Origin of the sequence: Oscillatoria sp. FACHB-1407, from assembly GCF_014697545.1 — a bacterium.
Classification (GTDB): Bacteria; Cyanobacteriota; Cyanobacteriia; order Elainellales; family Elainellaceae; genus FACHB-1407.
In genome coordinates this window covers 183,101-206,662 of record NZ_JACJSA010000006.1, presented here as the reverse complement: position 1 = coordinate 206,662, position 23,562 = coordinate 183,101, and the positions used below count along the sequence as shown (strand labels likewise).

Annotated in this window: 22 protein-coding genes and 1 tRNA gene; 13 read left to right on the top strand and 10 right to left on the bottom strand. The window is 51.2% G+C overall.

Translation table 11 applies throughout. From position 1 onward, the window contains the following. Positions 1-339 precede the first annotated feature (339 nt). From accC to H6G89_RS12340, 6 genes are all read right to left on the bottom strand, one after another. Positions 340-1,704: an acetyl-CoA carboxylase biotin carboxylase subunit gene (gene accC / locus H6G89_RS12365; protein WP_190506534.1), complete on the bottom strand. Its 1,365-nt coding sequence runs from the start codon at positions 1,702-1,704 to the stop codon at positions 340-342. A 343-nt stretch (positions 1,705-2,047) separates the two neighbouring features. Then, entirely contained in the window at positions 2,048-2,767 is a 720-nt protein-coding gene (locus H6G89_RS12360; protein ID WP_190506532.1) for a biliverdin-producing heme oxygenase, read from the bottom strand. Between the two features lie 275 nt (positions 2,768-3,042). After that, positions 3,043-3,726: a magnesium protoporphyrin IX methyltransferase gene (bchM, locus tag H6G89_RS12355; RefSeq protein WP_190506530.1), complete on the bottom strand. Its 684-nt coding sequence runs from the start codon at positions 3,724-3,726 to the stop codon at positions 3,043-3,045. Positions 3,727-3,741: 15 nt separating this feature from the next. After that, positions 3,742-3,933 carry a hypothetical protein gene (locus H6G89_RS12350; RefSeq protein WP_190506529.1) on the bottom strand — a complete coding sequence of 64 codons (192 nt, stop codon included), beginning with the start codon at positions 3,931-3,933 and terminating at the stop codon, positions 3,742-3,744. A gap of 83 nt (positions 3,934-4,016) precedes the next feature. After that, the gene (gene nagA, locus H6G89_RS12345) at positions 4,017-5,294 is read right to left on the bottom strand and encodes an N-acetylglucosamine-6-phosphate deacetylase (RefSeq protein WP_190506527.1); all 1,278 of its coding nucleotides are present in this window, start codon (positions 5,292-5,294) and stop codon (positions 4,017-4,019) included. A gap of 63 nt (positions 5,295-5,357) precedes the next feature. Beyond that, complete coding sequence (locus H6G89_RS12340) at positions 5,358-5,612, bottom strand: hypothetical protein (protein ID WP_190506525.1); 255 nt, start codon at positions 5,610-5,612, stop codon at positions 5,358-5,360. Between the two features lie 531 nt (positions 5,613-6,143). On the opposite strand from H6G89_RS12340, the gene lpdA reads away from it, so the two are divergent. The 4 genes from lpdA (at position 6,144) to H6G89_RS12320 (ending at position 10,343) form a co-directional block, all read left to right on the top strand. Further along, the gene (lpdA, locus tag H6G89_RS12335; RefSeq protein WP_190506523.1) at positions 6,144-7,577 is read left to right on the top strand and encodes a dihydrolipoyl dehydrogenase; all 1,434 of its coding nucleotides are present in this window, start codon (positions 6,144-6,146) and stop codon (positions 7,575-7,577) included. A 142-nt stretch (positions 7,578-7,719) separates the two neighbouring features. Beyond that, on the top strand, positions 7,720-8,607 hold the full coding sequence (gene trpC, locus H6G89_RS12330; RefSeq protein WP_339384619.1) for an indole-3-glycerol phosphate synthase TrpC: 888 nt from the start codon (positions 7,720-7,722) through the stop codon (positions 8,605-8,607). Between the two features lie 74 nt (positions 8,608-8,681). Continuing rightward, complete coding sequence (locus tag H6G89_RS12325; RefSeq protein ID WP_190506520.1) at positions 8,682-8,936, top strand: DUF5340 domain-containing protein; 255 nt, start codon at positions 8,682-8,684, stop codon at positions 8,934-8,936. A 201-nt stretch (positions 8,937-9,137) separates the two neighbouring features. After that, positions 9,138-10,343 (top strand): hypothetical protein, encoded by a 1,206-nt coding sequence (locus H6G89_RS12320; protein WP_190506518.1) that lies wholly within the window; start codon positions 9,138-9,140, stop codon positions 10,341-10,343. Between the two features lie 163 nt (positions 10,344-10,506). On the opposite strand, the gene H6G89_RS12315 is transcribed toward H6G89_RS12320, so the two are convergent. Next, complete coding sequence (locus H6G89_RS12315; protein ID WP_190506516.1) at positions 10,507-11,793, bottom strand: pentapeptide repeat-containing protein; 1,287 nt, start codon at positions 11,791-11,793, stop codon at positions 10,507-10,509. Positions 11,794-11,974: 181 nt separating this feature from the next. Continuing rightward, positions 11,975-12,205, bottom strand: a complete 231-nt coding sequence (locus tag H6G89_RS12310; protein WP_190506514.1) for a hypothetical protein — start codon at positions 12,203-12,205, stop codon at positions 11,975-11,977. A gap of 261 nt (positions 12,206-12,466) precedes the next feature. On the opposite strand from H6G89_RS12310, the gene H6G89_RS12305 reads away from it, so the two are divergent. The 6 genes from H6G89_RS12305 to fba all read left to right on the top strand — a co-directional run bounded on the left by H6G89_RS12305 (position 12,467) and on the right by fba (position 17,544). Then, a complete protein-coding gene (locus tag H6G89_RS12305; protein ID WP_190506512.1) occupies positions 12,467-14,554 on the top strand; it encodes a CapA family protein in 2,088 nt (695 codons plus the stop codon). Positions 14,555-14,685: 131 nt separating this feature from the next. Continuing rightward, the gene (locus H6G89_RS12300; RefSeq protein ID WP_190506510.1) at positions 14,686-15,555 is read left to right on the top strand and encodes an aldose epimerase family protein; all 870 of its coding nucleotides are present in this window, start codon (positions 14,686-14,688) and stop codon (positions 15,553-15,555) included. A gap of 104 nt (positions 15,556-15,659) precedes the next feature. Further along, positions 15,660-15,731: transfer RNA gene (locus tag H6G89_RS12295), tRNA-Lys, on the top strand. A 43-nt stretch (positions 15,732-15,774) separates the two neighbouring features. After that, positions 15,775-16,002, top strand: coding sequence for a hypothetical protein (locus H6G89_RS12290; RefSeq protein WP_190506508.1), 228 nt, complete (start codon positions 15,775-15,777; stop codon positions 16,000-16,002). Positions 16,003-16,078: 76 nt separating this feature from the next. Beyond that, positions 16,079-16,228, top strand: a complete 150-nt coding sequence (locus H6G89_RS12285; RefSeq protein WP_190506806.1) for a Uma2 family endonuclease — start codon at positions 16,079-16,081, stop codon at positions 16,226-16,228. Between the two features lie 236 nt (positions 16,229-16,464). Continuing rightward, positions 16,465-17,544 (top strand): class II fructose-bisphosphate aldolase, encoded by a 1,080-nt coding sequence (fba, locus tag H6G89_RS12280; protein ID WP_190506505.1) that lies wholly within the window; start codon positions 16,465-16,467, stop codon positions 17,542-17,544. A gap of 38 nt (positions 17,545-17,582) precedes the next feature. Here fba and H6G89_RS12275 read toward each other — a convergent pair whose 3' ends face one another. After that, entirely contained in the window at positions 17,583-17,750 is a 168-nt protein-coding gene (locus H6G89_RS12275) for a hypothetical protein (protein ID WP_190506503.1), read from the bottom strand. Between the two features lie 180 nt (positions 17,751-17,930). Then, the gene (locus H6G89_RS12270) at positions 17,931-19,175 is read right to left on the bottom strand and encodes a tetratricopeptide repeat protein (RefSeq protein ID WP_190506501.1); all 1,245 of its coding nucleotides are present in this window, start codon (positions 19,173-19,175) and stop codon (positions 17,931-17,933) included. A 115-nt stretch (positions 19,176-19,290) separates the two neighbouring features. Between H6G89_RS12270 and H6G89_RS12265 the strand changes: the two genes are divergently transcribed. The 3 genes from H6G89_RS12265 (at position 19,291) to H6G89_RS12255 (ending at position 23,477) form a co-directional block, all read left to right on the top strand. Continuing rightward, entirely contained in the window at positions 19,291-19,473 is a 183-nt protein-coding gene (locus H6G89_RS12265; protein WP_190506499.1) for a hypothetical protein, read from the top strand. Between the two features lie 123 nt (positions 19,474-19,596). After that, complete coding sequence (ligA, locus tag H6G89_RS12260; protein WP_190506497.1) at positions 19,597-21,675, top strand: NAD-dependent DNA ligase LigA; 2,079 nt, start codon at positions 19,597-19,599, stop codon at positions 21,673-21,675. A 176-nt stretch (positions 21,676-21,851) separates the two neighbouring features. Then, positions 21,852-23,477 (top strand): alpha/beta hydrolase, encoded by a 1,626-nt coding sequence (locus H6G89_RS12255; protein ID WP_242059920.1) that lies wholly within the window; start codon positions 21,852-21,854, stop codon positions 23,475-23,477. Positions 23,478-23,562: the final 85 nt, after the last annotated feature.

Below are 23,562 nucleotides of genomic sequence, written 5' to 3'. Positions count from 1 at the left end.
CTTCATTGTGCCAGCTAAATGGAATTGACCCGATAATTCTATAGATTGAGAAACAAGGTTGGGTTAAGGGTCAATGGTTAGGGGTCGGGGGTTAGTAGTCAAGGGTCAATGGTCAATGGTCAATGGTCAATGGTTAATCGTTGAGCGTTAATGGTCAGAGGTCAGGGGTCAGTAGTCAGGGGTCAATGATCAGGAATCACTCACTCAAAACTCAGGCTTCGGCAGGCTCAGCCAACTCGAAACTCCACCCCTCTACTCGCACTCCCCATTCCCTACTCCCCAACTCCCTTACTCCCTAACTCCATCACCCCTCTACTCCCAATTCCCCAACTCTTTCCCTCAGGACTTTGCCTCATTCAGGGCTTGCATCAACTGTTCTACAAAGTTGGTATAGACCTTGCCTTCAGCAAACTCCTTAGTTTCCAGAATCTTTTGATGAAAGCCGATGGTCGTAGATAGTCCTGTAATGGCGCATTCGCGCAGGGCACGGCGCATTCGACGAATCGCAGAGGGGCGATCGGGTCCCCAGACGATCAATTTGCCGATGAGGGAATCGTAATAAGGGGGAATTTCGTAATCGGTGTAGACGTGCGAATCCATCCGGACTCCAGGCCCACCCGGAGGGAGGTAGCCGCTGATGCGACCGGGGTTGGGGCGGAAGTTGTAGTCGGGATCTTCGGCGTTGATCCGACACTCGATCGTATGCCCACGAAATTCTACCTGTTCCTGTGTCAACCGCAAGGGTTCTCCTTGAGCAATGCGAATCTGTTCAGCGATTAAGTCTAGCCCCGTGATCATTTCAGTAACGGGATGTTCGACTTGAATCCGCGTGTTCATTTCCATGAAATAGAAGTGACCCGACTGATCCAGCAGAAACTCAATCGTGCCTGCTCCGACATAGTTAATCGCCTTGGCAACCCGCACTGCTGCATCGCCCATCTTTTCCCGCAATTCGGAACTGAGGGCTGGACTGGGTGCTTCTTCCAGGAGTTTTTGGTGGCGACGTTGAATGGAGCAGTCGCGTTCGCCCAAATGAATCACATTGCCGTAGGTATCCGCCAGGATTTGAAACTCGATGTGACGGGGACGCTCAATAAATTTTTCGAGATACACACCAGCGTCACCAAAGGCAGCTTCTGCCTCACCTTGAGCCGCCAAAAACGATTTCACCAGGTCTGCCTCGGCACGCACCAGACGCATCCCCCGACCACCCCCACCCGCTGTGGCTTTGATCATCACGGGATAGCCAATTTGTTGGGCGATCGCCAATGCCTCACGCTCATCACTCAAAAGCCCCTCGCTCCCCGGAACGGTTGGCACCCCAATGCGCTTCATGGTGTCGCGAGCCGTAGACTTATCGCCCATCGCCCGCATCGCATCGGGAGAAGGACCAATAAAGGCAATCTGGTGGTCGGCGCAGATCTCGGCAAATCGAGCATTCTCTGCCAGAAACCCATACCCCGGATGGATCGCAGTCGCATTGCGGGTTAGAGCCGCTGCAATAATATTGGGAATGTTGAGATAGCTTTTGCTACTGGGAGGTTCTCCAATGCACACCGCCTCATCTGCCAACTGAACATGAAGGGCATGGCGATCGATCGTCGAATGCACCGCAACCGTAGCAATACCCATCTCTTCGCATGTGCGGAGAATGCGGAGCGCAATCTCACCTCGATTAGCAATCAAAATCTTGTCAAAACGCATCGTCCAGGTCTTTTCTGGGTGAGGGGCAGGTAAGACAGCCTGTTCCGAGTCACCCTGAGTCGTTAAATCTCAGCCGGACTGCAATAGAAGTTAGGGACGCGCAAGTTCAGGCAATTGCGGCGATTCGGAATGTCGTACCAGAAGTTTATCCTATCACGGAGGGGGAAGGAGGAAGGAAAAGAGAAGGATAAAGGATAAAAGATGAAGGATAAGAAAAAACAAAAGCTAAAGAATAAAAACCAATCGGACACCCTGAAGCCCACTTGATCTTTACCCTTTAGCTTTCTTGTTTTTTAGCCTTTAGCCTTTAGCGTTCTGCCTTTTGCCTTTAGCCTTTATTTTTCTAGTTCTCAGCGGTAGCGAGTTCAGTGCTGCCACGAGTGCGACGACGAGTCAAGCTGTTAAACAGCATTTGCCCGATCGCCTTGACCAGATTGCCTTCCAACTCCTGGAACAGCTTCATATTCATACCAAAAGCGGCATTGGCTTCATCCACAATGCGATCGCCTGTCGCGTCATCAATTGGCATCTCATCCAGAGCTTGACGATAGTTGGCTTTGAATGCCTTCTCATCAGAGATATCAGCAAACTCGTAAAACGCAATGCCTTCACCTTCAGAGAGGTTCATTGCCCGTTGAGCAATGTTCTTGAGGATTTGACCACCCGACAAATCACCCAGGTAGCGGGTGTAGGAATGGGCAATCAACAACTCAGGCTCAGTGTTTGAGATCTCGCGGATGCGTTGAACGTAGGCTTGAGCCGCAGGAGAGGGAGCAATTTGCTCTCTCCAGTTGTTACCGAAATAGTAGTGGAGGTCGTGTTCGAGACTGGCTTTGCGGTTCAGTTCAGGATAATAAATTTTGGAAAGAATAGGATGCTGACGATGGCGTTCCATCTCTTCTTCCATCGCAGAATAGACGAAGTAGAAGTTGGACACCAACTTACGGTAAGACGTTTTTTCTACAACACCTTTCAAGAAGCATTTAACGAAGCCAACATTCTCAGCCATGGTGTGAGCTTTTTTGGTGCCTTCCCGCAACTTAGTTGCCAAATTACTGCTCATGCTATTAAGTCCTAACTACTAAAATGTCTCGACACTAAAATTTTTTGCTGGAGTATCGGTGCTTACTAAAGACCAGAAACCCACCTAAATTGTTACAGTAGTCTGATTTGATGAGAGTTTTTGTTAAAAATTCTTACACAAGTGACAAAAAAGACGGGTTAAACCCGCCAAAAGCCGCAACTACGTTACAAAATCACAGCTCTGATTGATACATTGCTACAGGTTGATTTGTAACAGTTTATGTGCAGTTACAAATAGACGCGATCGCCCCATCATTAACGAGTCGCTTCCAACAACCGGGAAAAGTAGAACCGAGTTTTGGTCATCGCCTGTCGCTGCACCGTCCAGCCATTAGCTTTCAAAATGTTAACGATATCTGACTCTCGATGCAGGTAAGCGCGAGTGGCTTTGCTGGGACCTGGAAAAAAGTCACCAATCTTCTTCAACACCGTGTATGCCAAAGTTTTGGGCGCAAAGCTGAGAATCAACCGCGACTCTGCCAGACTGCTGAGGTGAGCGATCATCTGTGCCGCTTTATCCTGAGGGTAGTGAATCAATACGTCCAGGCAAATTACAGTGTGATAGCTACCGCTCAACCCTTCTAAATCTTGCACGGTGAACGTGGGGTTTGTCGTTTGTCCCAACGCCTCAGATGCTCTCGTTTTTGCCTCGCCTACCATCTTTTCAGAAATATCGCTGGCGTAGACGATCGCCCCGGCTTGTGCCAACGGAATGCTGAGACTACCGACGCCACAGCCCGCATCACACACGGTTAGCCCAGCCCAGTTGCCATCTTCCTTTAGCCACGACAAAACAGTATCAACGGTTCGTTGATGACCTTGCCGGATATCCAGTTGCACTTTATTAACTTCACCATCGCCATAAATCCGCCGCCAGCGATCGAACCCCGTGGCGTTGAAATATTCGCGGACGACGGTTTTGTCATCTACCCCGTTCATAGTTTGAAATCTTTCTTAAAACGTTCCTCTGATAAATCTTAAAGCACAAAGGGGACAGACAGGGGGAAGGGAGTAGGGAATGGGGAGTAGGGAGTAGGGAATGGGGAGTAGGGGAAGGGGAGTGGGGGAGTAAGGGAGTGGGGAGTAGAAGGGTGGAGTTTCGAGTTGGCTGAGCCTGCCGAAGCCTGACCATTGACCATTGACCATTGACTATTGACTATTGACTATTGACCATTGACCACTAACCATTGACTATTGACCACTAACCATTGACCACTGACTATTGACCATTAACCATTGACCACTGACCACTGACCACTGACCATTGACCATTGACCACTAACCATTGACCACTGACGTCCTCCATTAACTCGTTGCCAGGTCAATTCCCCTGTCGCTTTGTCAAATCCCCACCGCAAAAAATTAGCCACCTGCCCCGGCTCCAACCCCGGTAAGCCGATCGCCCTTCGAGGAGCCTCAGTTGCCAGAGCGATCGCCTCAGTAGGGTCACAAATGTCCCAGTTCACCAGATTTTGCACTCCGGTTAATAGTGGCAGGGTCGTGCCAGAGAGGGTGCCATCTAGAAGTCGAGCCGTACCCTTGGTGACTTGAATCTCCCGCTCATCCCAGGGGTAAATGCCATCGGGCAGTCCTAGTGGCGCGAGGGCATCGCTGACCAGGAAAAAGCTCTGGGTAGCAGACGCTGGGGGAATGGTGCCCCGTCCCATTCGCAGCATCAGATCCAGCATCAGCGGAACAACGTGTTGACCGTCCGCAATGAAACCGCAGGAAACATCTGGATGGGCGATCGCGGCGGCTAACAAACCCGGTTCCCGGTGGTGCAACCCCGGCATGGCATTAAAGGCATGAGTCACCATCGTGGCTCCCTGCTCAAAGGCAGCTTGTGCTTGGGTGGCTGTGGCTTGCGAGTGCCCCAGGCTGACGGTGATCCCCAGCGATCGCAAATAGGGGATCACCGTCCCTGTAGGATCAAGCTCTGGAGCCAGCGTCATCACCTTGACCAGCGAGGCATAATCCCCCAACACCCGTTTGACCTGCTCAATCGTCAGGGGCAGCAGATGGGCTTCGGGATGCGCCCCCCGTTTAGTTGGGTTGAGGAAGGGTCCCTCCAGATGAACGCCAATAATCTGGGCTGAGGTCGATGAGGGCAGATTTGCCAGAGTAGAGAGCGATCGCTGAATGTTGTCCACCGAGGTCGTTACCAGCGTTGGCAAAAACCCATCTACGCCTTGATCCCAGAGAAAATTGCAGATCTGCGGCAACTTGTCGGCATTCTCAGGACTCAGATCCGGAAAGGCTAACCCTAATGCACCGTTGATCTGCACATCGACTCCACCCAACGAAACCCAGTCACCCTCAACATCCAACACTTGTCCGACCGAGGGGGATGGCTCAACCTGACTCTGCGTCATTGGCAGAATGCGATCGATGTGTCGTTGACCGTTTAAATCAATCTGCTGTAAGCCTTCATAGCCCGGAAGGCGGGCATTGGCGATCGCCCCAAAGGGAGCAAGGCGTCGCATTGCCACTGGAGTTGCTTCACTCATTCCTCAGTCAACCTCAAACAGAAACCTCGATTCTAGTCCCTATTCTCGGTTGGTTCCGTCCGTTTAGGCTTCAGAATTCTGGTTTTGAATGCCCTGAATAAACTGCTCAATATCGGCAACTGCATCTTCTAACTCTTCTACGGTCAACGATGCTGAAGCCGGAGGTTTTTGCGGAGCGGTTTTGGCATGACTTGCGGGTGCAGGCTTGGCTTCAGACACTTCCTCCTCAGGGCTAGAGAGACTCATTCCAAGCTGGTCAAGCGACTCCATGAATGCTTTAGCAGCGGCACGTCGTAACTCTTGCTGGCTTTGATTCATAAGGCTTGACTCCAAAAGGAAGAAGGATCAATAGGATATTTCTCAGTGATGGTGACTAACTTCAAGCGGAAGAGTGGGACAGAGATTGACTATCAGGTGCAACACCTCAATTGCTCTGAATATTTTTCGGAGGAGATTGTTTACTTTATGCACTGAACCAATCAATCTTGACAACAGGGAACGACCACAAATCGAGAGAAAGAACTCCTTAAATTTACTCCACTGCCCATTCGCTACAGCCTGTTGCTGGCTGCTGCATGGCTCTCGATGCAGTGATATCTCACAATCACAAAGTACCCAGATTGACTGCTAAACTGTTCAAGCGATCGCCAGCGTGCTTCTTTTGGCTTCTCAGGTCAACCGCTCACGACGAAGCCCCTCAACCCCGTTCCCATCCCAGTTGGGATGGTTACAGATACAAACTTTGATATCAGAACTTTGGCATCAGGTTGTCTAATTGACCGTCTCCAGATGAGAATTGAACAGGTGAGCTTAGCATTTCGATAGCAAAAAACGGAACGGGAGACTGAAGTGAGTCACGGATTTGATTACGATTTGGTGATTGTAGGTGCAGGGGTTGGTGGTCACGGCGCAGCCCTACATGCAGTCAGTTGTGGTCTTAAAACCGCAATTATTGAAGCCGGAGACATGGGAGGAACCTGCGTCAATCGAGGCTGCATTCCCTCAAAGGCGTTATTAGCTGCTTCAGGACGGGTACGAGAGTTGCGTAACGCTGAGCACTTAAGAGCGTTGGGAATTCAGGTCGAGCAGGTAAGCTTTGAACGGCAGGCGATCGCTGACCACGCCAAAAACCTGGTTTCCAAAATTCGCGGCGACATGTCCAACAGCCTCAAGCGGCTAGGAGTTGACGTCATTCAGGGACGCGGCAAGCTGGCAGGGGCTCACAAAGTCGCGATCGCCACAGCCTCAGGTGAAAAGGTTGTCACGGCTCAAGATATTATTCTCTCGCCGGGGTCAGTTCCCTTTGTGCCACCGGGGGTTCAACTGGATGGCAAGACCGTTTTCACTAGCGATGATGGCTTAAAGCTGGATTGGCTACCGTCCTGGGTTGCCATCATTGGGAGTGGTTATATCGGCTTAGAGTTTGCCGACATCTACACCGCTTTAGGGTCTGAAGTGACCCTGATCGAGGCACTCGATCAATTAATGCCAGGGTTTGACCCCGACATCGCAAAACTGGCTCAACGGGTGTTGATCGCGCCGCGTGACATCGAAACCAAAGTAGGGACGCTGGCGATGAAAGTTACCCCCGGATCGCCGGTTGTAATTGAGTTGGCAGATGCCAAGACAAAGGAAGTGGTCGATGTATTAGAGGTCGATGCTTGCCTGGTCGCAACGGGTCGGATTCCAGCGACTCAAGACTTGGGCTTGGAAACCGTCGGCATTGAAACCGATCGCCGGGGCTTTATCACCGTCAACGACCAGATGGCAGTCCTCTTAGATGGACAGCCTGTGCCTCATCTCTGGGCGATCGGGGATGCAACTGGCAAGATGATGCTGGCCCACGCTGCCTCCGCTCAGGGGATCGCCGCCGTGGAAACCATGTGTGGGCGATCGCGCACAGTAGACTACCGCAGCATTCCCGCTGCCGCCTTTACACACCCCGAAGTCAGTTTTGTCGGCATGACGGAGCCTGCGGCTCAAGAACTGGGCAAAGCAGAGGGCTTCCAGGTGGCAACCGCACGCACCTACTTTAAGGGCAACTCGAAGGCGATCGCCGAGGGTGAAACCGACGGTATGGCAAAAGTGATTTATCGCCAGGACACCGGAGAATTGCTGGGCGCACACATTATCGGGTTACATGCGTCTGACTTGATTCAAGAAGCTGCCAATGCGATCGCCCAACGCCGCTCCGTTCACGAACTTGCCTTCCTGGTTCACACCCATCCCACCCTCTCAGAGGTTCTGGATGAGGCATACAAACGGGCATTGGCAACACATTAGTCGGTGTCAGTAGTCAATGGTCAATCGTCAATGGTAGATGGTTCTAGTCAGAGACGGATTCACCATTGACCATTGACCCATCACAATTGAGCAATAACCAAGACTTCACAATCTACTCCACTGTTCATTCTTTTTCTTTAGACTGATGCAAATTCGTCGTCGTCCACCCAATCCGGCTGTTGCAGTCGAAAATTTGCGCTATCAGGTGAAAATGCCTGGTGCTGAGCCACAACACATTCTGGAAGAGATCGTTTGGCACAAAGAAACAGAAGTCGAGCAGATGCGCGAACGGACTCCGCTCCGAGAACTGCAACATAATGTGAAAACGCTGCCGCCACCTCGCGATTTTGTAGCGGCGTTAAAGCAATCTACCCGGAAACCTGCTCTGATCGCCGAAGTTAAGAAAGCATCCCCTAGCAAAGGGGTGATTCGGGCTGACTTTGACCCCGTGGCGATCGCCCAGGCTTATGAGTCGGCTGGTGCTGCTTGTATTTCAGTCTTGACCGATCAACGGTTCTTTCAGGGCAGTTTTGTCTACCTGCGCGAGATTCGTCAGGCTGTGGATGTGCCTTTGTTGTGTAAGGATTTTGTCATCTATCCCTACCAAATCTACCTGGCACGGGCAAATGGAGCCGATGCGGTGCTTCTCATTGCCGCTATTCTCTCGGATAAGGATCTGCAATATTTTTTAAAGATTGCTACCTCTTTGGGGATGACAGCCTTAATCGAAGTGCATACTTTAGAAGAGCTGGATCGAGTACTGGCACTTGAGACAGTCGCCCTGTTGGGGATCAACAACCGCAACTTAGAAACGTTTGCAGTCGATCTTGAGACGACTCGCAGTTTGTTAGCCGAGCGGAGTGCTGTGATCCAGGAGCGCGACATTGTTATAGTGAGCGAATCTGGGCTGCACCAATTCAGCGACTTACAACAGGTTCAGCAGGCAGGAGCTAATGCGGTATTAATCGGGGAATCCTTAGTACGACAACCCGATCCCGCTGCTGCGATCGCCACGCTCTTTGCTGGATAATCCAACCCCTTCGTGTTCCGTTAGTTGACCCATTATCCAAACTTACTTAACCGTTAATTCAACTCAAAAACCAGATGGAGCCAATTCCCCTCCCGTCTCACATTCATTACGAGTTACTGTTACAACTTTTAGAACGACAAACAATGCATGCGGTGAATCATCAGTCGCCGATTCACGAGCAAGTCCACGATCTAATCGTCACCCTGCGTAAGGCGTTAAGCCAACAAAGGCAGTTGGAGGAAAGTTGCCAACGGGCAAAATTACCAGTTGAGTATCTGTGGTCGCTGAATAGTGCCAGTACTGAAGTTCCGCCCAAAGTGCAGACCTAGTTTCACGAAGCAACCAGTAGGATGTTGGCTGAGAACTATTTTCAGCGATAGCAACGACAACAATTGACCGCATCAGGGGATCAGCATTCTGAATTAATTGGGTGACGAGTTTCGATTGAGGAAATCGATCTTGTAGACTGGATTCAAGCTTATTTGCTTGATTCATCGGTTCAAAAGAGCCTGTTTCAGGGGAGGTTTTGAATGCCACAACCCGACATCCCTCATGCTCTCTGTTCAACCGACGAACAGCCTCCTTTGGATGCTATGGCTCAGATTGCCTCCCCTGACCAGGCGATCGCCCAGGACTCAGCGGAGCTAAATCCCTTCCCCGTCGAAGCATTAGACGCTACTTCTGCTACAACGCAGGATTCAACCACCCGAATTCGTGATCTAGAACACGCTCTAGATCAGGCTTTGGCATGTTTGGCAGACTTTAAAGGACAAATTCAAAATCAAGCATTTTTAGAAGCTCAACTGATCAAGACCGAAGAATTTGCCTCTGTGCAACATCAGGCGATTGCCTGTTTAAAGCAACAACTCCAACGCTCTGAACAAAGCCTAAAAGTTCGAGATCAAGTCTTGTTAGCCATCCTTGGCTTAGCTCAGTACTCCCTCTTACAGGAGCTTGTATCGGGCGACTCCCTGGGGGAAAGCCCCCCCAAAGTGTTACCAACTCCAGAGGCACCCATCCAACTCTCCTTACCGTTGGATAATACTGCCGCCGATCCCACGGAGGCTCAAGAGCAACTAGCCATTGCTCAACAACAGATTCACCGTCTCACGCAACACATCGTTGCGCTAGAAACCGAATTAAAACAAGCAGCCCACTTTTTAGAAGAACGTCAGGTTTTAGAGCTGACCCTGCGCCAAACTAAAACTCTGGCAGCCGAACGGGATACAGCGATCGCCGCATTGCGTAAAGAATTGGCGATCGCTCAAATTAAGGTCGAAGAACTGGAAACCGAACTCGCCAAGCAACACAAACTCCAGGCAAAATGGCAGCAAACCTCCCAGGAGCTTGAGCTAGAGCGCGATCGACAGGGCACCCGTATAGCCGACCTGGAACGAGACGTGCATGAAATGCAGGAACAAATCCTTCAGCAGGCTCGACAGGCAAGTGAATATGAAACCGCTGTTCAGCACTGGAAGGATCGCTATCTGGCACACCAGCGTCAGATGGCCCACATGAGCGACCTGCTCGAACAAGCTCTCCCCAATTCCTTAACTGACAACGACACCAATATCCCCGTCACCCCTGCCCTGATCGAGTTACTCGCCCTATTGCAGTGGGTCGGCAGCGATCAAACCTCTGAACCAGAACCCCTCTCTGCCCTTCCATCGCCTCGCTTTAGCAAAATTGATCTGCCAGAGTTTCTGATGCGTCGGCGCAATTTCCGGACAAGATAAGGTGTTGGGAGTGGGGAATGGGGAATAGCAAATCTTTGCTCTCACCATTCACCCTTCTTTTTTGCCTTCTCTCTTCTATCTTCTCTCTTCTATTTTCTGCCTTCTCTCTTCTCTCTTCTTTTTTCTCTCTTCCCTCTTCTCTCTTCTTTCTTCTACCTATTTCCTATCGTCCTAAACGATTCGGAATTCCCTCACACCCACCGGGAATAGTGGCTCTCGTTTTTGAACCTCCCCAAGCACAGCAATAATATCGCTGCTCATTCGAGATCCGTTGGACGCTGGTGAGATCTGCATTTTCGACCACCGCACCAGTGTGGGCACCCGTCGTGTAATCGGGAATATCAGCCCGACTGCGGGGTGTGGCGGTGTCCGCAGAACCGTAAAATAGTGTGGCTCCCATAATGTCAGCCCCGGACAGGTTAGCATCGACTAGAACCGTACGGGCTAGATTGGCTTTGACCAAACTGCATCCGTTCAAATTGGCACGAATCAAATTCGCGTCACTCAGGTCAGTCCAACGCAGGTCAGTGCCTGCCAAATTTGACTCAGCCAACATCACCCCCAGATCAATCACCCGTACCCCAAAATCTCGATCTTCTTGATAGCCACCTGAACCATCCAGGATGGCACGACCAAGCAGGCGATCGCGCTTCAAAGGGGTAAGCAATCGAGAACGGGACAAAAACCGAATCACCTTGGCTTTACCGGGAGCATCAATGCTGCTGAGAATCGCCGCTGTGCGTCCTTCCGCGATCGCCCGCTCTTGAGGCCAATCCTCCAGCAACCCTTCAGCATCCAGGACTAACTCAGAGATGCCCTGAAAGTAGGAGTCGATGGTCTGCTGCTGGGTAATCAGGTTTTGCTGAATCGTGAGATCTTTGGAAATAACGTATTGTCGCCACGCAATATAAACGGCTAGAACGGCGATCAAAATTTGACCGACCGCACCCACGACTTCACCCGTCGCACCCACGGCATCCCAATTTAAGCCGTTATACCAACTGCCCAACCGCTCTCCAATGGGGGTAAACCGCAGAACACAGATGGCTGCCACGATCAGTCCCAATAGGGCAATGAGCAATTGTTGCTCTGTGACAAGTTCAGTGATGACAATTTGTAGGGTCCGCGCCAAAATTCGCAGCGAGATTAGCGTGGCAACAATGGTGCCTCCAATGCTGATCCAGAGGCTATTGGTCAATAATCCTACAAACATGACCCCAATGGCGACCAGCACAATAAATGCAGCAGAGGGTGGGGCAGGATTTGACGGGGTTGGAGGTTGAGAGATAATCGTTGAACTGTTCTCCTGGCGAGTCACCTCACCATACGGTTGACTGGAAGGCGGAACAGCGATCTGACCATTTAAGCGATCGCTCTGATTATCAGGGATAGGATTCGCTTCAAACTGATTAGAACTATTGGACTCAGAAGAATTTGGCACGGGTGTCATAGGCAATGGAGCAGGGTGTAATCAACCCTGCCTTCTAGGATAAACCTGACCCCTTCGTCCCATTCAAATAAATCCTCAAGAACGTCAAAAAGGGCGAATTAAATTCGCCCCTTGATCTCTTATTTGCAGTCCGCTCAATACTAGAAAAGCAAATTTCTGTTACGAATGATACGAACTAGCTTTACTTGGGCTGCAAAGTAGAACAATCTAGTTTAGGGAGTGGCAACACTTCTGAGGTGCCACAGGCTTCTCGCTTCACTAAGCCCTGATGTACAGCGTCATACAAACGCTCAATGGCGGTCATATCAGTTGTGTGAAAGCTTCGCATCGCGATCACCTGACGAAGCAGACCCTCTGATTCAACGCTGAGCCAGCCCGTTTGTAAAGCTGATTGTACAAGTGTGTCGATCATAGGAAAGGATGCATCCTTGCCAATTATTAATGCTTTTCTACTCTTATAACTATCAATGATTCTTCCGTCTTTTAGGTTGATTGAGATCGGTGTGGTATTGTGATATTCATCGATTGTTTTTGTGATTTAAATCACTGACAATACCTTGTTTTCAGATATTCCTTGAGGTAAGGAAACCAATTGGCGTATTAAAAGTTACGATTCCATTGGCAATCTTGGTGGTGGGAAGGTGTGAAATGATGACCTTGAGGAGTTGGCTACATGGTTAATTTAGAGCTTGCGAAGCCTTCTGTAGCGTCCATTGAGGAGTTATATCAACCATCTGTAATGCAGATGGCACGGGCGGGGCACTTTCGGGCGATCGCCTATTGGATCAATGCCTATCTGGTTCCTCAAGGCATTTATGTTTGCGTTGCCGCTGCCTCTCGACCGGGATATCTGCTGATTCTCGTGGAGTTTCAACATGCGCCCGATCGCGAACGATTGGTGCGCTTCATTTGTCATCGATTGTGTAAATTAAAGTCTGATTTGATTGCGGGTGCTCAAATTGTTGCCTGCTATGCAGGTGGCTCTCACATGCTCTGGCAACAAAGTGTCCGGTTGCTTGCACCGGGCAAAAAGCGACGTTCTCGTCCCAAAGCGATCGCGGTTCGCCGAGTGGAACCCCTCCTCCCCACTCTGCCTAAGTTAGATCTGGTAAAAACCGCTCATACTTTGCACGAGCAAGTCCGCCAACTCAATCTTCAAGATCATCTCACCAATCCCCGATTACGCCTGTTGGTTAAATCTGCCGCTGCTGCCTTCATTCTGGGCTGTGCAGTTGAGGTGGCTAACTCCACGTTGCGATCGCCAGAAACCGTTACGGCTGAAGGCATCACTCGCCCTGCCGTTGTCGAAACAGCCCTCGAACAGGTTCCCGTCACTCAGTTTGAGGCAGAGGGAGATGAATTAAACTCAACTGTGACGCTGGCATTTAGTAATGAAGAGGCGTTGGGCGCGATCCGAGAAACCTCCCCGACAGAAAGTGCGGCTCGCAACCGAATCTCCCAACCCGATGTGACGCTGGCTTATTTAAATACCCCACCCACAACACCTGCTGTCGGTGCAGCAGATCCGTCAGCAGCAATCCAAGCATTACAAGCGGATGGCGTGGATGTCGTTAATTTAGCTAATAACGCCCTGCTTCAAAGAGATGACTCCGAGTTGACCCAGGCGATCGAAACACTGGAACAAGCTGGCATTCACTCTCTAGGTGCAGGTCGCAATCAGCAGGAGGCTCGTCGCCCTGAGATTATGGATGTGCGGGGGCAACGGATTGCCTATCTGGGCTACTCAGACAGTGACCAGCACGCCGCAGGAACCTGGAAAGCAGGGGTCAATCCGGGGTTGAGTGACCAGGTCAGTGCCGACATCCAGGCTATCCGTGACCAGGTAGATTGGGTCGTGGTCAATTACCACTGGAATCAAGAGTTGACAGAGCAACCCGCTGATTGGCAAATGAACCTGGCACGAACGGCGATCGACCAGGGAGCCGACTTGGTCGTTGGGCATCATCCGGATGTCCTCCAGGGGGCTGAAATTTACAAAGGACGGGCGATCGCCTACTCCCTCGGAAATTTCATCTTCCCCAATAGCGAGAATCCCGCTTCGCAGCCCAACTACGACACGGCTATGCTAAAGGTATCGCTGCGGCAAAACCAGATGCGTCTAGAGTTTTTGCCTGTGCAGGTGAGCCAAGACAAGCCTCAGATTGCCAGTGGCGAAAAAGCTGAGGAGATTTTGCAACGGATTCGTAAGGCGTCGGCGCAGTTTGAGCAACCAATGGATTTTCCAGTCACGCTTGATGCTCAACCACCCAGCACCCAACCCAGTGCTCAACCGATGACTGAAGCGGCTCAACCTGCAACCCAACCGCCCGTCAACACGCAACCTCCCATCATCACACAACCTCCCTCGGTGAAGCCAACTTCGCCGGAGTCTTCCTTTGTGGAACCCCCTTCAGGTGAACCAGCTTCATTAGAGCCATCTACCGTTGAAGGCACGACTCCGATTACCGCACCATCTGACGAGGGTACTACGGCTCCAGCTAACTCCTTCATTACCTACCCGGATGGCTCAGAGCAGACTCCCATCGACAATCAAGCCATTCCCAAGCCCACCGATCCGCTCAAGCAAGAAGCAACCACGCCCGATAACGCCGTTCAACCTGTCGATGCTATTCCAGAAACGGCAGAAATCGACGTGTTGCCCGAACCAGAAAGTGAAGAAATTCTCTTCCCTGATGAGCTTGACCCACTCGCCGAGCCGACCGATGCTGAGGTAGAACCATTGCCGGGGGATGGGTTCTAAACCAGTTCGTCATCACAGCTCATTAGTAAGCCGCAGGTTGGGTAGAGTGCCAACGAAACCCAACTCAAACGCTTGTGGAAATCGGATTTCATCCCAAAATCGGTAATTCAAAATCAGTTACTTGAGGTCTTATGTTTGCGATCGCCACTCAGCAAGAGCAATACAAAACCTACGTTCTCTCAGATGAAACGGCCCAAGCTCAAGTAGAGGTTGTGCCAGAGCGCGGTGGCATTGTAACTCGTTGGAAACTCCAAGAACACGATATTTTGTACCTTGATGCAGCCCGATTTACGAACCCAGAACTGACGGTACGTGGGGGCATTCCCATTCTGTTTCCCATCTGTGGAAATTTGCCCGACAACACCTACACGCACAACGGGCAGACCTATACCCTGAAACAACACGGATTCGCCCGCGATCTCCCCTGGGAAGTGGTTGAGCAGGGCACACAGGATAGTGCTCATCTCTCGTTGCAGTTGACCAGCAATGAGCAAACTCGTGCCGTTTATCCGTTTGACTTTTTAGTGAATTTTACCTATAAGCTCCAGGGCAACTCCTTGGAGATCCACCAACGATTTACCAACCGTTCCAGTGAACCGATGCCCTTTTCAACGGGGTTGCACCCCTATTTTGAGGTCACAGATAAATCGCAACTGACTTTGGATATCCCTGGCACTGAGTTTTACAATCAACGTTCTCAAAGTGTAGATGCTTACTCCGGCAAGTTTGATTTTGAGCAGGACGAGATTGACGCTGCGTTTCGCAACGTGACTCGCCAGTCGGCAAGCGCAACAGATTTAAGCCGCAAGCTCCATCTTACGGTAGAATACGATTCGGTCTATTCAACGGTGGTGTTTTGGACGGTGAAGGGTAAGGACTTCTATTGCCTTGAACCGTGGACGGCACCTCGCAATGCCCTCAACACCGGAGAGCATTTAACTCATCTGGAACCGGGGGCAACGTTGGAGGCGATCGTCAAGTTATCCGTCACAGTCCTGTAGAAAAACTTTTTTAAGAAATTTTGAGATTTTCGTGCAGATGAATTGTATGATGTGATACGTTGGTAATTGGCGCGTTTTTGAGCCATCTTTCATTCCAACAACAAGGGTCGCTAACTCAACGGTAGAGTACTCGGCTTTTAACCGATTAGTTCTGGGTTCGAATCCCAGGCGACCCATAAATTCCAGACTTTATCGTTCTAATGCATATCAAGGTTCAAGATGTGGCGGGTCATCATTCAATGTTCTGCTGAAGGTTGGCGCAAAAATGCCACGGCATTCAACGCGATCGCAGACAAATATTCAGGCACACCAATCTCATCTAAAAAGATGAAAGATGATGAGCGGCGGATTATGGAATATCAAATTGAGAATGTTAGCGATGCGGAAGATTTTGTTGCCGATTGCTTGACATTAGAAGACTTCACTGCAACCTTTGAGTCGCTTTAACCGCGTTTCTAACGGTACACATGCCACAATAGAGACACTTTACTCTAATCAAGGCTGATGGCTCTCACAGCAAAAGATTCAGGGGTTTATTCAGTTAAAGACTCAGGTTGGCGTGCTGGTTGATCCCAGAACTCAAACGATGGAAGTTTACCGCCCCAATATTGAGCGAGTGGAAGATGCTCAAATCTTGCGAAACGGCGAGGTTTTAACCCTACCAGCGTTATGACCCGGATGGGAGTTACCTGTCTCTGAGATATGGGCACCTGTGTTTGAGTAAGCTTTGCCGCAAAAATAAAAAATAGAGTGGGCAAAGTACTCATGAGCATTTATACTTAACAATAACTAAGTGATTGAAATTGATAGATACAATTCACTGCGGAGCAGAAAGTATCTTAAGATTATCCTAAGAATTGTCTGCCTCAAGCCGAAATTAGCTGATCACACCAATTAGGAGGAATCCCTATGGCACTAGTGCCAATGCGACTGCTGCTGGATCACGCAGCCGAGAATGGATACGGCATCCCTGCATTTAACGTCAACAATATGGAGCAGATCCAGGCAATCATGCAGGCTGCTGCTGAGACTGATAGCCCTGTGATCCTGCAAGCTTCTCGTGGTGCTCGTAAGTATGCGGGCGAAAATTTCCTCCGTCACTTGATTCTGGCGGCGATCGAAACCTATCCCCACATCCCCATCGTGATGCACCAGGATCACGGTAACGAGCCTGCAACTTGCTATTCTGCTCTGAAGAATGGCTTCACTAGCGTCATGATGGACGGTTCTTTAGAAGCCGATGCTAAGACTCCTGCAAGCTTTGAGTACAACGTGCGCGTCACCAGCGAAGTTGTGAAAGTGGCTCACGCGATCGGCGCGAGCGTTGAAGGTGAGCTAGGTTGCTTGGGTTCTCTGGAAACTGGAAAAGGTGACAAGGAAGATGGTCACGGATTTGAGGGCACTCTTTCCCATGACCAACTGTTAACTGACCCCGATGAAGCGGTTCAGTTCGTTGAAGCGACTCAAGTAGATGCCCTGGCAGTGGCGATCGGGACTAGCCACGGTGCTTACAAGTTTACCCGTAAGCCCACTGGTGAAATTTTGGCAATCAGCCGCATCGAAGAAATTCACCGTCGTCTGCCCAACACTCACCTGGTTATGCATGGATCTTCCTCCGTTCCCGAAGATCTGATTGCGTTGATCAACCAGTATGGTGGTGCGATCCCTGAAACCTATGGTGTACCTGTTGAAGAAATTCAAAAGGGCATCAAGAGCGGTGTTCGCAAAGTCAACATCGACACTGACAACCGTTTGGCAATCACAGCGGCGGTTCGTGAAGCTCTGGCTGCAAACCCCAAAGAGTTTGACCCTCGTCACTTCTTGAAGCCTTCCATCAAGTACATGCAGAAAGTGTGTGCTGAGCGTTATCAGCAGTTCGGTACAGCTGGCAACGCGAGCAAGATCAAGCAGATCTCGCTGGATGAGTATGCTGCGAAGTATGCTAAGGGCGAACTGACAGCCGTTACCAAGAAAGCTGTTGGTGTTTAATTATCCTGATTTCCTGACTTCTTAAGGAGAAGGGAGATTCAGCCTAAGTTTAATGTAGAAACCGGACAGGTAAACTGCCCGGTTTCTGTCTTTAGTGCTATATCCCGTTGTAGCCGTAGCCACATTCGATGGGGCAGAGGCGAGTCAGAAAGCTTTCCCAGCATTGGGGTTTGAGCCATTGCTTTTGCCGTAAGCTCTCTGACCACAGCTATACTTCTCAAGGTTTACTTGGAATGGAAATGAGGCTCTGCCTCGTCCAATGGGAGGCGGCAGAGCTGCAATCAAGCATTACCAGCCTGAGGCTGGTAACGAGAGTAGAATTAACTCTTCACTCCCTTACTCCTTTACCTCTCCTATTCCCCCACTCCCCACTCCCCATTCCCTTTTTATGGAGCAGGTTGCGGGGGTTGGCTAGCAGTTTGAATCTGGGTATTAAAGTAGTTGACCTTGCCGATGTAGTTCATCTGCTGTGCCAATTGCAGCCCGCGTCGATAAAGAGCGATCGCTTGTGGAGCGTTACCACGGGCTTGATAGAGTTGCGCCATCTGGTCGTAGACATTCATCATGCCCAGGTTGTCATAGGTCTGCTGCCGCACATCCAGCAGCAGTTGATAGACCACCAGAGCATCCTCCAGGCGATCGAGGGAGCGATACAAATCTGCGAGGCGTTGCAGAGCATCTGCGCCATATCCATATTGCTGACCCGATCGCGCCACGGCAAATGCCTCTTGATAGCTGGAAGCCGCCAGGTCAGGGCGATCGAGGGCAAGGTAGGCGTCTCCCATTTCGAGCTTGATGGGGGGAATTTCGGTGTATTGCCGTTGCCGCTCATAGACCTCAACCAACTGTTGCTGATAGGCGATCGCCTGTTGAGGTTGATTATTTTGTTGATAAATGTAGGCGAGTTGCCGCAAGTAAGTAATCTCATTATTGCGGTTGCCATCTTCGCGTGCCAGTCGCAGCAGATCGGTATACACCCCAGCCGCACTGGTGAAATCAAACCAGGCGAGATGCAACTGCCCCAAATCTACTAAAGTGCGCTGCTCCAGGCGTCGGTTTTGCCGTTGTCGCGCCTGAGCCAGGATTTCGTTATAAAGCCCAACCGCAGGTTCAATCACCCGCATCTTCTGGTAGGTTCGGGCGATCGTCAACAGCATGGAATAGTCAACCGGGTTTTGTGCCTGCACTTCCTGTTGAATCTGTTGCAAGCGTTGGGTGATGACGCGCACTTCAGTGGTTTGGTTTTCGCGCCACGCCACTTCCCCAACTCGGCTCAGTGCCCGCACTTCTTCTTCAACCCCCAAGACCCGTCTCAACCGCAACTCCCGGTTCCAGATCTCAAGTGCCCCTGACAGATCCCCTGCTCGTGCTCTTGCCTCAGCCTGTCGTTGCAACTCATCTAGAGCCGTGATCAAGATGCGGCGTTCTTGAGGGCTGAGGGGGCGATCGACGACTAAGCGAGGATAGAGCGGGTCATCCTCAATCGGCTCCTCCAGTGGATTTGCCGGGAATGATTCTACCTGCTGCTCCTGAGCGATCGCCACTTGAGGGGTGATCATCGCTACCAGTGCGATCGCCACTGCCATCCTGCGCCACTTCACCATCCCAAAACAACCGTTACGTGATCCCATAAAGTCGTCGTCTATTTTCTCTGCTCTAGTGTACTGCAAGGAAAGGGGGGGTAGGGGGTGGAGGAGTAAGGGAGTAGGGAGTAGTCGATGGGGAGGGGTCAATAGTCAATAGTCAATGGTCAACGGTTGGTGGTCAATCGGGAGGAATCAGTGGGGAGGGGTCAATGGTCAATGGTCAATGGTCAATGGTCAATGGTCAACGGTTGGTGGTCAATCGGGAGGAATCAGTGGGGAGGGGTCAATGGTCAATGGTCAATGGTCGATGGTCGGTGGGCAGAGGGGTGTTAGACGCGACTGACGATTAACGATTGACGACTGACGATTGACGATTGACGATTAACGATTAACGATTGACGACTGACGATTAACGATTGACGATTGACGACTGACGATTAACGATTGACGATTGAGAAGCAAAGGAATGGAGACAGCCTCAGTGGATGCGATCGCAGTACAACAGCGACTCACAGAATTACGCCAACTGATTCAGCGGGCGAGCTATGAATACTATGTGCTGGATGCACCAACGATGCCTGATTCGGTGTACGACCAGCTTTATCGGGAATTGCAAGACCTGGAAACACAGTATCCAGAACTCATCACTCCCGATAGCCCAACGCAGCGAGTGGGCGAACGTCCCGCGTCGCAGTTCACTTCGGTGCGGCACAATATCCCGCTATATAGCCTGGAAAACGCCTTTAATGTGGAAGAGTTTGCCAACTGGCAAGAGCGGTGGCGGCGGGTGGCTCCTACCGTGGCGGAGTTTGAGTATGTCTGTGAGTTGAAGATTGACGGTTCTGCCTTAGCGTTGACCTACGAGAATGGGGTTTTAGTGCGTGGGGCAACGCGCGGAGATGGCATTACTGGCGAGGAAATCACGCAAAACGTGCGGACAATTCGGTCGATTCCCCTGCGACTCAGTCTCGACAATCCGCCTCCTGTGGTGGAGGTGCGGGGAGAAGCCTTTTTGCCGCTGCAAAGCTTTGAGCAGATCAACCAGGAACGAGAGAAAGCAGGGGAAGCATTGTTTGCCAATCCTCGCAACGCCGCGGCAGGAACCCTGCGGCAACTGGATTCGCGCATTGTGGCAAAGCGCAAACTCGATTTTTTTGCCTACACGCTGCATATTCCAGGAGTGGTGGGCGAAGGAGAAGTGGAGCCAGACAACCCCTCAGCCCTGGCAGTCACCAGCCAATGGGAATCCCTGGAACTACTGCGACAGATGGGCTTTCGGGTGAACCCCAATCGCCAGTTGTGTCGATCGCTCGCTGAGGTGCAGGAGTATTACGATCGCTGGTCTACGGCTCGTCTTGACCTGCCGTACATGACGGATGGCGTTGTGGCGAAGCTGAACTCGCTGGCGTTGCAGGAGCGGTTGGGTTTCACGCAAAAGTTTCCCCGTTGGGCAGTCGCACTGAAATATCCGGCAGAAGAGTCGCCCACCATTGTTGAAAACATCAGTGTCAATGTGGGACGGACGGGAGCCATTACCCCGGTGGCGGAGTTGCGTCCGGTGCAGCTGGCAGGAACGACCGTCTCACGCGCTACATTGCACAACAGCGATCGCATTGCCGAACTGGACATTCATCTTCTCGACACCGTGATCGTCCGCAAAGCCGGAGAAATCATCCCTGAAGTGGTGCGGGTGTTGCCAGAGTTGCGTCCAGCAGAGGCACGTCGGTATACCATGCCGACCCACTGCCCAGAGTGTAACGAGCCTGTGTTTAAACCAGAGGATGAAGCCGTTACTCGCTGCATCAACATCTCCTGTCCGGCGATCTTGCGAGGGGCATTAATTCACTGGGCAAGTCGCGATGCCCTCGACATCAACGGGTTAGGGGAGAAATGGGTACAGCAATTTGTCGAACGGGGCTTATTGCATACGGTCGCCGATTTGTATGACCTCACCGCTGAGCAATTAATGACAATTGACCGGATGGGCAAAAAATCCGCTGAGAATTTAATTAAGGCGATCGCCCACTCTAAAACACAGCCCTGGTCACGGGTGCTGTATGGATTGGGGATTCGTCATGTCGGTAGTGTCAATGCTCAGGTATTGACGCAGCAATTTACGGATGTCGATCAACTGGCTGCTGCCACACCAGAGGCGATCGCCTCGGTCTACGGCATTGGTGATGAAATTGCACGATCCGTGCATCAATGGTTTCACCTTGAAGCCAACCAAACTTTGATTGAGCGGCTGCGTCAAGCCGGAGTGCAACTGGCAGGGGAAGCCCCCCCACCTGTCAACACCACATCACCTCTGGCAGGCAAAACCTTTGTCGTCACGGGCACCTTGCCCACGCTCAAGCGGGATGAGGCAAAGTCCCTGATTCAAGCCGCCGGAGGCAAAGTCACCGATTCGGTCAGCAAAAAAACCGATTATCTCGTGGTTGGTGAAGATGCCGGATCTAAATTAGATAAGGCGATCGCCCTAGGGATCACCCAGTTGTCGGAAGACCAACTCCTAGCCCTTCTGCGAGAATCAAAGCAGGACTAAGGTCAACTGCCAAATCGGTCGGTGTGGCAACTTCCAAAGTTTAGATGTAGTCAACACTAGTAGTGCCATTGCCGCCTCCTATGAAATGGATCTCATCCTTACGCCCAATCGCACGCTCTGGCCTTGTTTCTAAAAGTTGGTTCCATCTAACCCTGGGTCTTTCGAGTCTGACAGCTTTGTTAACCGCTACCCCTGCCCTGAGTGCAGAGCGAATTTACATTTCCTATGGCTTGCTAGAACGCTCAGTCTCTGTCAAATCGTTAGAAATTTATGCAACCGAGGGGCGGATTGAAGACGATCTGCGAGCGTATACTGCCTACGCCACCCCAGAAAGCTTAGAACAGCTCCAGACCCTACTGGATAGCCCAGCCGCCATCGATATTGATGTCGTTGCCATTTCCCAGTTTCTCTATACCTCTCAAGGCGAATTCATTTTAGAACAGTTGGGGGAGTTGATTCAGACGGAGGCACGCGAACCCGGATTTTACGCGATTCGAGCCGCCCTGATTTTGGCAGCAGCTGACGAAGCAGGCGGAGGGTTAACCCCACTGAACATTTTGCGCCACTTTCCGGGACGAGGCATTCGGGTTGATGTGCAGCGTACCCTGCAAGTTGTGCAGGAGTTAGAGGAGCTTATTCAAGAAACAAGTGAGGCGATCGCCGCTGTTGAGCAGCAAGCCACGATTGAAGCCGCCACCGAACTAACCCCTAACTACAGCCAGCTTCCCAATCTAGAAGCTCGTGGTTCGTATACCTGGCAGACTCAGACGATAACCCTAAAAGACCGTAGTCGCGATGGCGGCCAAGGTTCCGATCGCACCTACGAAACCGATCTCTATCTCCCTTTGACGGCAGCGGGCACTCCACCCCCAACCCCTACTCCCGTCATCGTCATTTCCCATGGGCTGGGGTCGGGTCGCAGTGCCTATGCTTACCTGGCGCGACATCTCGCCTCCTATGGATTTGCTGTTGCCGTGCCAGAACACCCAGGCAGCAACTCCGACCAACTGGAAGCTTTAATTTCGGGACGGACGAGCCAGGTCGCACAGCTCAACGAATTTATCGATCGCCCCCTGGACATTACCTTCCTGCTCGATCATCTGGAATATCGCTCTCAAGTCGATCCCTCTTTGCGAGGACGGCTCGATTTGCAACGGGTTGGAGTTGTGGGACAGTCGCTCGGAGGCTACACGTCTCTCGCTCTAGCTGGAGCCGAAATTAACATTCCTCAATTGCAGAGCACCTGTCCTCCCCCCGATCCCTTCAATATTTCGCTCCTGCTCCAGTGCCAAGCTCTAAACTCCACTCAAGCTATCCGTTCCCTCCGCGATGAACGGGTCAAAGCCATTATTCCGATCAACCCCATCGGTAGCAGTTTGCTGGGCGAGCAGGAGTATAGCGACATCACGATTCCAGTCATGATGGTTACGGGAAACGCCGACACGATCGCCCCTTCCCTGACCGAACAAATTCAACCGTTTACCTGGTTAAGCTCCTCTGACAAATATCTGGTGCTGATGCGAGGGGGAACTCACTTCTCTACTCTGGGAGAGCCTGAAGCAGATGAAACCGTGGTCGATCTACCCCCAGAAGTGGTGGGACGCGATCGCCCTTCCGCTCGTGCTTACCTGAATGCCCTGAGTGTTGCTTTTTTTCAAACCTATGTCGCCGATCAGCCAAACTACAGCACCTACCTGCGATCGGCTTACGCTAAAACGATTAGCCGGGACAGTTTGCCCCTGAGACTCGTTCGCTATCTCAACACGAGTCAACTGGCGCGATCGCTTCAATCCCAGTCTTAGCGATCGCAAGATTAATTTGCCATTAATCAATCCCTATCTCTAACCCTTTAAAGTGCTAAAACACACTCAACCGAGATAAGGCAAA

Bases quoted from the DNA above. Each gene is read 5' to 3' on its own strand.
- accC (WP_190506534.1), bottom strand. From the start codon at position 1,704: ATGCGTTTTGACAAGATTTTGATTGCTAATCGAGGTGAGATTGCGCTC.
- H6G89_RS12360 (WP_190506532.1), bottom strand. From the start codon at position 2,767: ATGAGCAGTAATTTGGCAACTAAGTTGCGGGAAGGCACCAAAAAAGCT.
- bchM (WP_190506530.1), bottom strand. From the start codon at position 3,726: ATGAACGGGGTAGATGACAAAACCGTCGTCCGCGAATATTTCAACGCC.
- H6G89_RS12350 (WP_190506529.1), bottom strand. From the start codon at position 3,933: ATGGTCAATGGTCAATGGTCAGGCTTCGGCAGGCTCAGCCAACTCGAA.
- nagA (WP_190506527.1), bottom strand. From the start codon at position 5,294: ATGAGTGAAGCAACTCCAGTGGCAATGCGACGCCTTGCTCCCTTTGGG.
- H6G89_RS12340 (WP_190506525.1), bottom strand. From the start codon at position 5,612: ATGAATCAAAGCCAGCAAGAGTTACGACGTGCCGCTGCTAAAGCATTC.
- H6G89_RS12325 (WP_190506520.1), top strand. From the start codon at position 8,682: ATGGAGCCAATTCCCCTCCCGTCTCACATTCATTACGAGTTACTGTTA.
- H6G89_RS12320 (WP_190506518.1), top strand. From the start codon at position 9,138: ATGCCACAACCCGACATCCCTCATGCTCTCTGTTCAACCGACGAACAG.
- H6G89_RS12315 (WP_190506516.1), bottom strand. From the start codon at position 11,793: ATGACACCCGTGCCAAATTCTTCTGAGTCCAATAGTTCTAATCAGTTT.
- H6G89_RS12310 (WP_190506514.1), bottom strand. From the start codon at position 12,205: ATGATCGACACACTTGTACAATCAGCTTTACAAACGGGCTGGCTCAGC.
- H6G89_RS12305 (WP_190506512.1), top strand. From the start codon at position 12,467: ATGGTTAATTTAGAGCTTGCGAAGCCTTCTGTAGCGTCCATTGAGGAG.
- H6G89_RS12300 (WP_190506510.1), top strand. From the start codon at position 14,686: ATGTTTGCGATCGCCACTCAGCAAGAGCAATACAAAACCTACGTTCTC.
- H6G89_RS12290 (WP_190506508.1), top strand. From the start codon at position 15,775: ATGTGGCGGGTCATCATTCAATGTTCTGCTGAAGGTTGGCGCAAAAAT.
- fba (WP_190506505.1), top strand. From the start codon at position 16,465: ATGGCACTAGTGCCAATGCGACTGCTGCTGGATCACGCAGCCGAGAAT.
- H6G89_RS12270 (WP_190506501.1), bottom strand. From the start codon at position 19,175: ATGGGATCACGTAACGGTTGTTTTGGGATGGTGAAGTGGCGCAGGATG.
- H6G89_RS12265 (WP_190506499.1), top strand. From the start codon at position 19,291: ATGGTCAACGGTTGGTGGTCAATCGGGAGGAATCAGTGGGGAGGGGTC.
- ligA (WP_190506497.1), top strand. From the start codon at position 19,597: ATGGAGACAGCCTCAGTGGATGCGATCGCAGTACAACAGCGACTCACA.